At 62.7% G+C, this 12,502-nt stretch carries 8 protein-coding genes; 1 reads left to right on the top strand and 7 read right to left on the bottom strand.

The features are described 5' to 3' along the window. Positions 1-38: 38 nt before the first annotated feature. From ACOFKT_RS01050 to aroB, 3 genes are read right to left on the bottom strand one after another with little or no spacing between them, the layout of a single operon-like run. On the bottom strand, positions 39-1,160 hold the full coding sequence (locus ACOFKT_RS01050) for an NAD(P)-dependent alcohol dehydrogenase (protein ID WP_419805598.1): 1,122 nt from the start codon (positions 1,158-1,160) through the stop codon (positions 39-41). 42 nt (positions 1,161-1,202) lie between these two features. Beyond that, on the bottom strand, positions 1,203-1,976 hold the full coding sequence (ubiE, locus tag ACOFKT_RS01045) for a bifunctional demethylmenaquinone methyltransferase/2-methoxy-6-polyprenyl-1,4-benzoquinol methylase UbiE (protein WP_419805597.1): 774 nt from the start codon (positions 1,974-1,976) through the stop codon (positions 1,203-1,205). Further along, positions 1,966-3,102, bottom strand: coding sequence for a 3-dehydroquinate synthase (gene aroB / locus ACOFKT_RS01040; protein WP_419805596.1), 1,137 nt, complete (start codon positions 3,100-3,102; stop codon positions 1,966-1,968). Before aroB ends, ubiE begins: the two co-directional genes overlap by 11 nt. Positions 3,103-3,284: 182 nt before the next feature. On the opposite strand from aroB, the gene ACOFKT_RS01035 reads away from it, so the two are divergent. Further along, complete coding sequence (locus tag ACOFKT_RS01035) at positions 3,285-3,743, top strand: peroxiredoxin (protein ID WP_419805595.1); 459 nt, start codon at positions 3,285-3,287, stop codon at positions 3,741-3,743. Positions 3,744-3,772: 29 nt separating this feature from the next. Here the strand turns inward: ACOFKT_RS01035 and ACOFKT_RS01030 are convergent, their stop codons facing one another. The 4 genes from ACOFKT_RS01030 to ACOFKT_RS01015 form a co-directional block, all read right to left on the bottom strand. After that, positions 3,773-4,390, bottom strand: coding sequence for a hypothetical protein (locus ACOFKT_RS01030; protein ID WP_419805594.1), 618 nt, complete (start codon positions 4,388-4,390; stop codon positions 3,773-3,775). Between the two features lie 527 nt (positions 4,391-4,917). Then, positions 4,918-8,592 (bottom strand): efflux RND transporter permease subunit, encoded by a 3,675-nt coding sequence (locus tag ACOFKT_RS01025; RefSeq protein ID WP_419805593.1) that lies wholly within the window; start codon positions 8,590-8,592, stop codon positions 4,918-4,920. A gap of 307 nt (positions 8,593-8,899) precedes the next feature. Continuing rightward, positions 8,900-9,154 carry a hypothetical protein gene (locus tag ACOFKT_RS01020; protein WP_419805592.1) on the bottom strand — a complete coding sequence of 85 codons (255 nt, stop codon included), beginning with the start codon at positions 9,152-9,154 and terminating at the stop codon, positions 8,900-8,902. 23 nt (positions 9,155-9,177) lie between these two features. Beyond that, complete coding sequence (locus ACOFKT_RS01015) at positions 9,178-12,345, bottom strand: multidrug efflux RND transporter permease subunit (RefSeq protein ID WP_419805591.1); 3,168 nt, start codon at positions 12,343-12,345, stop codon at positions 9,178-9,180. Positions 12,346-12,502: the final 157 nt, after the last annotated feature.

Genomic DNA, 12,502 nt, shown 5'->3' with positions numbered 1-12,502 from the left:
CCCGTCCGGACGCAAACGCGGCAGCAGTGCACAGCGGCTTAGCCGACCTGCACCGTGTGGCCCGCGCCGCCGATTGGCTTCGGCTCTGCCGCCTGTTCCGGCTTGGCCTGCTTCGCCGCTTCCAGCGTTCCCAGATCGATCACAAAGCGATACCGCACGTCGCTTTTCAGAACGCGCTCGTACGCATCGTTCACATCGGCCATGGCGATGGTTTCAATGTCCGAAGCGATGTTGTGATCGCCACAGAAATCCAGCATTTCCTGCGTTTCCTTGATGGAGCCGATCATGGAACCCGCCACCGACTTGCGGCCAACGATCACCGAAAAGGCACTGACGGGCACCGGGTGTTCCGGGGCGCCAACCACCACCATGGTTCCGTCGCGCTTCAGCAGGGTCATCAGGCGGTTCCAGTCGTCCGCGGCGGAGACGGTGTTCAGGATCAGGTCAAACGTGCCCGCAAGTTTGGTGAATGTTTCCGGGTCGCTGGTCGCGTAGAAGTGATCAGCACCCAGGCGCTTGCCGTCGTCCTGCTTTTTCAGCGATTGGCTCAGCACCGTAACCTCCGCGCCCAGCGCATGCGCCAGCTTCACGCCCATGTGGCCCAGCCCGCCCAGGCCGATAATGGCGACCTTTTTGCCGGGACCGGCCTTCCAGTGCTTCAGCGGCGACCACAGCGTGATGCCGGCGCACATCAGCGGAGCGGCCTCATCCAGCTTCAGGTTCTCGGGAATGCGCAGGACGTAGTCTTCGTCCACAACGATCTTGTCGGAGTAGCCGCCATACGTCGGCCGGCCTTGCTGGTCCAGGTTGTTGTAGGTCTGCACCAGCTTGACCTGGCAGAAATGCTCTTCACCGGCCTTGCATTCCACGCAGGTGCGACAGCTGTCCACGAAGCAGCCGATGCCGACATGGTCACCGACCTTGAACTTCGTCACCTTGTCGCCCACCGAGGCGACAACGCCCGCGATCTCGTGCCCCGGCACCATCGGAAAGACGCCCTGGAACCACTCATCGCGAACCTGGTGAATGTCGGAGTGACAGATGCCGCAGAACTTGATCTCAATCTGCACATCGCGCTCGCCGGTTTCGCGGCGCTCGAAGTCAAAGGGGGCCAGAGTCGATTTGGGGTTCGGTGCAGCGTATCCGGACGCTTGAGGCATGGAAGAACTCTCCTGGGAAGCTTGGGTGTTGGCTGATTCGGATCAGGGTTGGGGGCCTGCCGCGGTGCCGCTCCAAAGGCCGGCTACACCGAACAGGTACGGCTGCCAGCGGGCCTCAATGAAACCGGCCGAGGCCATCTTTGCGCACATCTGTTCCGGTGGCGGAAAGCGTTCCACGCTCAGAGGCAGATAGCGATAGGATGCTCCGCTGCGGGAGATGATTCCGCCGATGCGCGGCAGCACGTGACGAAAATAGATGCGGTACGCAGTGCCGAGCAGGCCGGGCGGCTCGCTGAAATCAAGAATGCCAAGCTGACCTCCGGGCCGAAGCACGCGGCGGATCTCGCGCAGGCCAGCGTCGTAGTCGGCCAGGTTGCGGAAGCCAAAGGCGGAGACGACCAGGTCCTGCGAGCCGTTCGCAAGCGGCAACGCCAGCGCGTCTGCCTCCACGAAATGCACGGGCTTCCCGGCAAGTTTTGCGCGGCCGCGCTCGATCATCTCGTGCGAAAAGTCGACCGCGGTGATGGGGGTTGCCTCTGCAACCCGCGGACGGCGGGCGAGCAGCGCGGCGGTCATGTCAGCCGTGCCGCAGCACAGGTCGAGCACGTGCGCGTCAGGCCGGCGCAGGATCGCCTCAAACGCCTTCGATGCGCGACGCCACCAGACGCGGTCCATGCCAAAGCTCAGGGTGTGATTCAGCCGGTCGTAGCGCGGCGCGATCGTGTCAAACATCTGCTGCACGGCACGCGACGCCTCGGCGGCATTGCGGGTACCCTCTGGCCGTGCGCCCTGGTTGATCTCGGCCTTAGCTGGCATGGGCGGGTTCCTGAAGCGATGCAGGCTGCGATGCGTGTACTTCGGCGAGCATGGCTTCCACGGCGGCGGTCAGCTCGGTCGGGGTCACGTCCCGTACGATTTCGACCTCGCCGATCGCAACGGGCAGGATGAACGAAAGCGCCCCGCTGCGCTTCTTTTTGTCAGAGCCGGTGAGCGCGACAAGCCGGTCGGCAGTTGCGGTGAAAGGCGGCATGTCGGCAATGCGGCGCACGAGCGCACGCATCCGGTCCGCGTCGCTCTGGGGCAGCACGCCGCGCGCACATCCCAAGTGAATTGCGGCGAGCATGCCCCAGCCGATCGCCTCGCCGTGCAGCAGATGTTTGTATTCCGTTGCGGCCTCGATGGCGTGGCCGACGGTATGGCCGAAATTCAGGATCATGCGCAGGCCGCCTTCGTATTCGTCTTCGGCGACCACGGCAGCTTTCACACGGATGCTGGACTCCACGACCCGTTCGAGCGCAGCGGGGTCGGCGGCGAGGATGGTTTCGGTGTTCTGCTCCATGAACTCGAAGAGCGCAGGATCGCGGATGATCGCGGACTTTACGCTCTCCTGCAGGCCGGCGCGCAGCTCGCGGCGCGGTAGCGTTTGCAATGTGTCCAGGTCTGCTACGACGGCGATCGGCTGATGAAAGCTGCCGACCAGGTTTTTGCCCACCGCCAGGTTCACACCGGTTTTGCCGCCCACGGAACTGTCCACCTGCGCCAGCAGCGTGGTTGGGACCTGCACGAAACGAATGCCGCGCATGTAAATGGCGGCAAGGAAGCCCGTGATGTCGCCGATGACTCCACCGCCGAGAGCGATCAGAAGCGTGTCGCGGTCGGCGCCGGCCGCGGCGAGTTCCTCGCACAGCCGTTCCAGCGTGCTGAGCCGCTTGTGCTGCTCGCCTGCGGGAATGTGCACCGTTTGCACGGCAAAATCTGCATCGCGGAGTGGCTGCAGAACGGCCTCACCCCACAGCCGCTCGATCTCCGGCGAGGTCACCACGAAGACCCGCGAAGGGCGCGCCGGTAGCTCCTGAAGCAGCTTCGGAAGGCTGCCCAGCAGGCCGCTGCCGAGGCGCACCGAATACTGTGCAGACGCCGTCTCGACACGGATTTCAGGCATGGTGCCATTATCGCAGGGGCCGAAACGGCAGTCGCCCGTGGCAGCATTGTTCCACGTGGAACATTTCTGCGGCTTCCTGTCAAGTAGCCGGGAAGGTGCCTAGCGCCGGGCTGCACCGGAAGGAGAAGGACAGTTTTCTGCTCTCATGACTGGCGGTCACTGAGGTTCGCTAAGCTGAACGCATGCAGATTGCCGATCCCGTGGACTTCACCCTGCCCGACCAGAATGGCACTTCCGTTTCCCTGTCCCACTTTCGTGGGAGCCCGGTCGTGCTGTTTTTCTACCCGCGCGCCGATACACCGGGGTGCACGATCGAAGCGTGCGAGTTCCGGGACTTGTACAGCGACCTAAAGGCCGCGGGCGCGGTCTTGCTTGGCATCTCGCGCGATACGCCAGGCAAACAAAAGAAGTTCGCGGACAAGTTTGGCCTGCCGTACACGTTGTTGGCCGACCCGGACATGGCTATCGCCAAGGAATTCGATGTTGTGAAGCAGGGCAGCATGTACGGCAAGCCCGTGACCAAGGTGGAGCGTTCCACATTCCTGTTCGACAGGGAGGGCAAGCTGCAGGCTGAGTTTCGCGCGGTAAAACCGGAAGGTCACGCGGCTGAAATTCTGGGGGCGATTCAGGCATCGCGTTAGCGCTTACGTGGCCGGCGTTGCCCGGAAGCTCAGGCAGCCGGAAGCGTGATGGCCTGGCCCGGGGTGAAAATTGCCTCCGTGCCGCGCGCGGGGGCTGCGTCGGGCAGTTCCTTCGCTCCTTCCTTGCCCTGGGCGGTGATGGTGTCGGACAGAACGCGACGGTCCGCGATGCTGACAACCTGGATCGAGAGTTCTCCGTAGCTGAACAACTGTCCTGCCGGGACCGACTGGACCACCGTCAGGCGAACTGGCGTGCCCGCAGGCAGGTTGTTAAGAGGCTCCGCGAGGGTGGCATTGACCATGTCGCCGTTGCGGGCGTGGCCGGAGTCGAGCGGTGCACGAAGCTTCACAAGGATCGGCGTTCCGGAACGAATGCCGAAGCCGTTGCCTCCACTGACAATCGGCAGAAGCGGTCGATCCACAGTACCGCTGCGGTTCGCCGAAGGACGGCCGGTCACCTCCACCCTGGCGTTCGCCGCCGGGGCGGGCGGCTGCGGTTTGCTGCCGCCACCACGGGTCGCTGCGCCGGTGTTCTTTGCGCCATTGACGCCGTTTGCGGGCGCCGCGGCCTGGGAGGGCGCGGCCGCCTGACCGTAGACAACGCTGGCCATAAGAGTGGCCAGCAACATTGAGACGCGCAGATTCACTAGCGTTGGGATGAACCGCCGAACGCGGGGGTTGCAGATTGTGCCGGGATGGCCGGTGAAATGGAAGTTCGGTCGAGCCTAATAATCTGGTGGAGGTCCGCCTGGCAACAGTTGCGGGTGCTGAGAGAATGCAGGTTTCTCCACTGCGCACGCGCAAAGAGCGCGCGTGCTCCGGTCGAAATGACAAGGTTTTGGGAGGTCTGGTGGAGGGCTGCCTGGGAGAGTCGTGCGACTGCGGGCAAAACGCAGGTTTCGGTGCAAGCACCGGGTCCGCTGCGCAGGACGATAAAGCTGTCCTGCTTCGGTCGAAATAACACGGTATCGGGTTGGGCTGGAGTGGTGCTCCGCTCGAAATGACACGGTATTGGATGGTGTGGAGCGAACGGGCAGAACCGGCTGTGCTTGCGACAACAGAGATTTTTGCCCTCAGGGGCTGAAGCCCGGGACATCAGCAGAATTGGACGGCACAGCTAAAGCTGTGCCCTTCCGATCGCAGTGTCGGACCGTTCATTGCCGGCGACGGAGCCCTAGTCACCGGCGACGGGCTGGGGATAGGCGTAGGGCTCCTTTTGCGGCTGCGCCTGCTTGCTGAGGACGCGGGACAGGAAGCCGCGAAGGCGGTCCATGTAGAGGTAGACCACGGGCGTGGTGAACAGCGTGAGGCACTGCGATACAAGCAGGCCGCCGACGATGGTGATGCCGAGCGGCCGGCGCAGTTCGGAGCCCGTGCCCGTGCCGAAGGCGAGCGGGACGGCGCCAAGCAGAGCGGCCATGGTGGTCATCATGATGGGGCGGAAGCGCAGAAGGCAAGCCTCGTAGATCGCGTCGCGCGGGCTTTTGCCGTGTTCGCGCTCGGCCACCAGAGCGAAGTCGATCATCATGATTGCGTTCTTTTTCACGATGCCGATCAGCAGAACGATGCCGATCATGGCGATGACGGACAGGTCAACCTGCGTGACCAGGAGCGCCACCAACGCGCCCACGCCCGCCGACGGCAGCGTGCTGAGGATGGTCAGCGGGTGAATGAAGCTTTCGTACAGGATGCCGAGCACGATGTAGACCGCGGTGAGGGCGAGCAGGATCAGGATCGGCTCGCTGGAGAGCGAGTCCTTGAAGGCGGCCGCGGTGCCCTGGAAGCCGCCCGCGATGGAAGCGGGCATGCCGATGCTGTTGCGCGCGTGCTCAATGGCAGCGGTCGCCTGCGAGAGCGAGACACCGGGCGGCAGGTTGAACGAGAGTGTGGCGGCGGGCGAGAGGCCCTGGTGATTCACCTGCAGCGGGATACGCTGCTCTTCAAAGTGCGAGATGGCCGAGAGCGGCACCTGGGCGCCGGTGGAGGATTTCACATATACCGTCTTCAGGGCGTCGGGGGACTGCTGCCACTCCGGAGCGACCTCAAGCACGACGTGGTACTGGTTCAGCGGTTTATACGTGGTGGAAACCTGGCGCTGGCCGAACGCTGCCGACAGGGTCTGGTCGATGCTAAGCGCGCTGATACCGAGGCGCGAGGCGGTATTGCGGTCGATGACCAACTGGGCTCGCAGTCCCTTGTCCTGCTGGTCGGTGGCAATATCGCGCAGGTCGGGTTCCTGCTGCATGGCGGCCATCATCTTGGGCGCCCACTCATTCAGGTTGCTGACCGAGTCCGCGGTGAGCGTGTACTGGTACTGCGTGGCGGAACCACGTCCACCGATGTTCAGCTCCTGCGAGGACTGCAGGTAGGTAATCACACCGGGCACGCTGGAGAGTTTCGGACGCAGACGCGCGATGACCATCTCCGCGGATTGCCCTTTGCGGTCTTTCGGGTCCTTCAGGAAGATGAACATATTGCCGCTGTTGGAGGCGCCGCCACCCGGACCGCCGCCGCCCACGGAACTCATGACGTTCAGCACGGCAGGATCGCGCTTTACCGTTTCCGTCATCTGTTCGACCTTGACCTTCATGGAGTCGAACGAAACGTCCTGCTGGCCCTGAATGCGGCCGCCCATGCGGCCCGTGTCCTGCTGCGGGAAGAAGCCTTTGGGCACCAGGACAAACAGGTAGATGTTCAACAAAAAGGTGCCAATGGTGATGAGCAGCACGGGAAGCTGATGCCGCAGCACCCAACTGAGGCCATGCTCATATTCCATGTTGATGAAGTCGAAGAACTTCTCGCTCCAGCGATACAGGCGACCGTGCTGGATGTCCTTGTGGGCTTTCAGGAACCTGGCCGAAAGCATGGGCGTGGTGGTGAGCGACACCATGAGTGACATGAGGATCGCGACGGAGAGCGTCACCGCAAACTCACGGAAGAGCCGGCCGACGATGCCGCCCATCAGAAGGATGGGAATGAAGACCGCGATGAGCGAGATGGACATGGAGAGAACGGTAAAACCGATCTCTTTGGAGCCAAGCATCGCGGCTTCGTACGGCGACATGCCTTCTTCCAGGTGCCGCGAAATGTTTTCAATGACGACGATGGCGTCGTCCACAACGAAGCCGGTGGAAATAGTAAGCGCCATGAGCGACAGGTTGTCGAGCGTGTAGCCCAGCAGGTACATGACGCCAAAGGTGCCGAGCAGCGAGAGCGGTACGGAGACCGAAGGAATGAGCGTGGAGCGGAGTTCGCGCAGGAAGAAGAAGACGACCAGGATGACCAGGACGATCGTGATCATCATGGTGCGGGTGATGTCGCGAACGCTGGCGCGGATGGTCACCGTGCGGTCGAGCGCCACCTGGAGCTTAATGCTGGGTGGGATGGAGGCCTGCAGCGCCGGAAGTTGCTTTTCAATGTTGTCAACCGTCTGGATGACGTTGGCGCCAGGCGACTTGAAGACGATGATCAGGATCGACGGGTGGCCGTTGAACATGCCGAAGGTGTGAATGTCTTCAACGGAGTTCACGACCTGCGCGACGTCGCCCACGCGCACAATGCCGGCAGCGGGGATGCTGGTGGTGGCGACGTTGGACGCGTTGGTGTTGATCGCCGCGGAGGTGTAGCCGGCACCGCTGTTGATGGCTGCCGTGTTGGGCGCGGTTACGTTGCTGCCAAAGGAGCTGACGGCGGCGCTGCTGCCCGTGCTGGTGGCGGCGGAGGTCCCGGTGCCGGGCGAAGTGACATTGCCGGTGCTGCTGGCGGACGTGGACGAGCCATTGCCGTTTGCGGAGCCATTACCGGCATTGTTACTGCTGCTGCCGCCAGTTGCGCCGGTAGTGGCGCTGGCGACATTGGCCTGCAGGCCGTTGTTTGCCGTGACGGTAGATACGGGGCCGCGGCTGGTGGCGACGACCAGTGGACGGTAGGCGTCTGCGCCGAACAACTGGTCGGTGGTGCTGATGGACCAGCGCTGCTGGTCGCCGTTCAGGTAGCCCTTGGGCTCGAGCACGTTAAAGGTCTGCGCGGCCGCGGCAAGCGTGTTCAGCGACAGGTTGTAGCTGGTGAGTTGCTGCGGATTGGCCTCCAAACGGACAGCCGGTTTGGAGGAGCCACCGACGTACGTCTGTCCCACGCCCTGCACAGTGGCGAGCTTTTGCGCCAGGATGGAGTCGGCGGCGTCGTAAAGCTGCGGGACGGTGAGGGTGTTGCTGGTGAGCGCAAGGATCATGATGGGCGCGTCGGCCGGGTTGATCTTGCGATAGGTCGGATTACTGGGCAGATTTGCCGGCAACTGCGCGCGCGCGGCGCTGATAGCGGCCTGCACGTCACGGGCGGCGCCATCGATATTGCGATTCAGGTCGAACTGCAAGGTGATGTTGCAGGACCCGATCGAGGAAGTGGAGGTCATCTGGTTGACGCCGGCGATGCGGGAGAACTGGCGTTCCAGCGGGGTGGCGACCGCAGAGGCAAGCGTTTCCGGGTCGGCGCCGGGCAGGCCCGCGCCCACGGAGATGACGGGGAACTCGACCTCGGGTAGGGAGGCGACCGGCAGCAAACGGTAGGCGACCGCGCCAGCCAGGATGATCGCGATGGAAAGCAGAAAGGTGGCGACCGGGCGCTTGATGAAGGGCGCGGAAAAGTGCACGCCGCCGATGGGCCCGTTCTGGTTTTCGGCGAGGGTGGCGTTTTTGCGCTCGCCCTGGGCAGAGGCGCGGTCCTGCGGGGCGGAGTCTCCGGCGCGCTTGTCGGGGCCGCGGGTGCCTTCACCCGCGTTCAGCTTGCCGGCATCGCCGGGCCGCTGGCGTTCGGTGGGGTGGGTGTCGCCGGGTTGTGGGTCGGTGTTCATGAAGTTTGGCGAGTAGGAAAAATGTGCAGGTTCGATTGCTGACGGATGTGCAAGATACGAGAGATGAAGATCCCTTCAGGCGTGCGCAAAAAGAAGACATTATGACTCTCTACCCGGTATCGCAGAAGGCCTGGTATCACGCCCGATTCGCTCACACTATGTTTGTAACCAGATGCGAGCCGGGCATACTCCGTGTCGAGATCTTCGAGGTACTTGAGGGTACGACGTGCGCCAAAACGTCGAAGTGAGCGTCGCCGAAGTACTTCGATGTCTGTCTCCGCACGCGGGGAGAAGGTGAACACACCCACTATGCCGCTTTCTCTGCGGCGATTTGTGCCCTCAGTTCCTCGATCATCCTTTTCAGCGGATTTCCTTCTGCGACACCATTATCCAATCCGGCCTGCAGCATGCCGCGCAGGCCTTCGTTTCTCTGCTCATCGGTCAAGGTTTCAAACGTCGCATCAAGCGCACGCTGTATGACGGCTTCGATTGATCCGGCACCGGTGGCGTACATGATTTGTTCGGCCACTTGCTCGTAGGGGTGTTCGAGTTCGACGGTCATGGCGGGCTCCTTTCAGAAGTAGATTAGTCGCCGCTGGCGTACTGCGGTTCGGTTTCGTGGGCGTGCTGCTTGAACTCCTGGTCTGCTTTTTCGGTGCCGAAGTAGCGGCGGCCGATGCGGTCGAAGAACAGGTAGACGACAGGCGTGGTGAACAGGGTCAGGATCTGGGAAACGATGAGTCCGCCGACGATGGTGATGCCGAGTGGGCGGCGCAGTTCCGAGCCGGTGCCGCTGCCCAGCGCCAGAGGAACGCCGCCCAGCAGCGCGGCCATGGTGGTCATCATGATGGGACGGAAGCGCAGGAGGCAGGCCTGGTAAATGGATTCCTCGGGCGACTTGCCCTGCTCACGCTCGGCTTCCAGCGCGAAATCGATCATCATGATGGCGTTTTTCTTCACAATGCCGATCAGCAGGATGATGCCGATCAGGGCGATGACGCTCAGGTCTGTGCCGGTGATTTGCAGGGCGAGGATCGCGCCGACGCCGGCCGACGGCAGCGTGGACAGGATGGTGATGGGGTGGATGTAGCTTTCATACAGCACGCCCAGCACGATGTACACCGTGATGAGCGCGGCGAGGATGAGTAGAGGTTCGTTGCTGAGCGACGCCTCAAACGAGGCGGCCGTGCCCTGGAAGCCGGCGTTTACGCTGAGCGGCAGGTTGAGCTGTTTTTCCGCCGCGCGGACCTGTTTAACGGCGTCGCCGATGGCATAGCCGGGCGCGAGATTGAACGACAGGTTCACCGATGGAAACTGGCCCTGGTGCGAAATGGCCAGCGTGGTGTCTGTTTGTTCAAAGTGGGTGAAGGTGCTGAGCGGCACCTGAGTGCCGTTGCTGCTCTTGACGTAGATGTTGTCGAGCGCGGTGGGATTGCGCTGGAACCTGGGCGCGACCTCAAGAATGACGTGGTACTGATTCTGCTGGGTGAACATGGTCGACACCTGGCGCTGGCCAAAGGCGTCGTAGAGCGTGTCGTCAATGTTCTGCGGCGTGATGCCGAGCCGGGAGGCGGTGTCGCGGTCGATGATGAGACTTGCCTGGAGTCCATCGGTGGTCTGGTCGGTGGCGACGTCGGCGAGCGCGGGCAGCGATTTGAACTTCTGCAGGATGATGTTGGAGTAGTGCACCAGCTCATCTAAGTTGGCGTCTTCGACCGAGTACTGGTATTGCGTGCGCGCGGTCCGGTTCTCGACCGTAAGGTCCTGCAGCGGCTGCAGATAGGCCTGAATTCCCGCGACCTGGCTAAGCCTGGGCTGCAGGCGGCGGATGACACCCACGGCGTCGGTCTTTCGCTCTTCCTTGTCCTTCAGGTCGATCTGGATGCGGCCGGAGTTGAGCGTGCTGTTCGTTGCGTCGATTCCGATAAAAGAGCTGATGGACGCCACGTCAGGGTCCTGCAGGATCTGGTAGGCGAGCGCCTGCTGCTTCTGACCCATTGCGCTGAAGCTGGTGTCCTGGGCGGCGTCGGTAATGGCGAGCAGTTCGCCCGTGTCCTGCACCGGGAAGAAGCCTTTTTGCACGACGGCGTAGAGGAAGAAGGTGAGCGCAAAGGTAGCGGCCGTGACCAGAAGGGTGAGGGTCTGGTGGCGAAGCACGAATCGCACGCCGACGGCGTATTTGGCGATGACCCAGTTGAAGAAATCTTCGCTGCGCTTGTAGAACCGGCCCTTTTGGCTATCAGGCGTATGGCGCAGCAGCTTGGCCGCCATCATGGGCGTAAGCGTGAGTGAGACCACGGCTGAAACCAGGATGGTGACGGACAGCGTGACGGCAAACTCGCGGAAGAGGCGGCCAACGATGTCGCCCATGAAGAGCAGCGGGATGAGCACCGCAATGAGCGAAATGGTCAGCGAGAGGATGGTGAAGCCGATCTGCTCGGAGCCCATGAGCGCGGCTTCGAGCGGCGAGTGGCCCTCCTCCAGGTAGCGATCGATGTTTTCGACCATCACAATGGCGTCGTCGACGACGAAGCCGGTGGAGATGGTGAGGGCCATGAGCGACAGGTTGTTGAGCGAGTAGCCCAGCAGATACATGACGCCAAAGGTGCCGACGATGGAGAGCGGCACGGCGACCGACGGAATGATGGTGGCGCGCCAGGAGCGCAGGAACAGGAAGATGACCAGGATGACCAGGCCGATGGTCAGCATCAGCTCGAACTGCACGTCCTTGACGCTGGCGCGGATGGTGTTGGTGCGATCGGTCAGGACCTGGAGCTTGACGGAACCGGGCAGTGTGGCCTGCAGCCGCGGCAACAGAGCCTGGATGCTGTCGACGACGCCGATGATGTTGGCGCCGGGCTGGCGCTGGATGTTAACGATGACGGCGGGGTGGATTTCGGGAGGTTCGCCGTTTTCCGAGGCGCGGCCCATCCAGGCTGCCTGGAAGGCATTTTCGGCGCCGTCAACGGCGTTTGCCACGTCACGCAGGTAAACCGGTGAGCCGTTGCGGTAGGCAATGATGGTGTTGTTGTAATCCTTGGCGGCGAGCAGCTGGTCGTTGGCGCCAATGATGTAGCTCTGGTGCGCGCCGTTCAGGTTGCCCTTGGCCTGGTCGACGTTGGCGCTGGCCAGGGCCGAGCGCATGTCTTCAAGCGACAGGCCCTGGCCGGCAAGCGCGGTTGGGTTGGCCTGGATGCGCACGCCGGGTTTCTGGCCGCCGGCTATGGAGACAAGGCCGACGCCGGACATTTGGGAAATCTTTTGCGCAAGGACGGTGTCGGCGAGGTCCTCAACCCTGGTCAGCGGAAGGGTGTCGGACGTAAGCGCTAACGTGAGAATCGGAGCGTCGGCCGGATTGACCTTGTTGTAGATGGGCGGGTTCGGAAGGTCTTTCGGCAGGTAGCTGTTGGCCGCGTTGATGGCGGCCTGCACGTCCTGTTGCGCGACGTCGATCGATTCGGAAAGGTTGAACTGGAGTGTGATGATGGAGCCGCCACCGGACGAGGTGGAGGTCATCTGGGTGAGGCCCGGGATCTCGCCGAACTGGCGCTCGAGCGGGCCGGTTACGGCCGAGGCCATCACGTCGGGGCTGGCACCCGGGTAAAAGGTTTGCACCTGGATGGTCGGATAGTCGACCTGTGGCAGGGCGGAGACCGGCAGCTGGAAGTACGCGACGGTGCCGGCAAGCAGAATCGCCACCATGAGCAGCGCCGTGGCGACTGGCCGAAGAATGAACGGGCGTGATGGGCTCATGCTGCGTAGACCTCTTGGTTAGAACCGATGCTTGCCTGCATAGTGCCAGCAGAAATGCAGGTTTCTCCGCTCCGCATGCGCAAAGAACGCGCATGCTCCGGTCGAAATGACAAAGTGACACGCTCCGTTCGGGTGATGAGCGGCCTCAAGGCCGCTG

The organism is Terriglobus sp., assembly GCF_965201105.1.
Lineage (GTDB): Bacteria > Acidobacteriota > Terriglobia > Terriglobales > Acidobacteriaceae > Terriglobus.
Note: the sequence above shows the minus strand (reverse complement) of the source record. Positions and strands in the feature narration are given on the sequence as shown.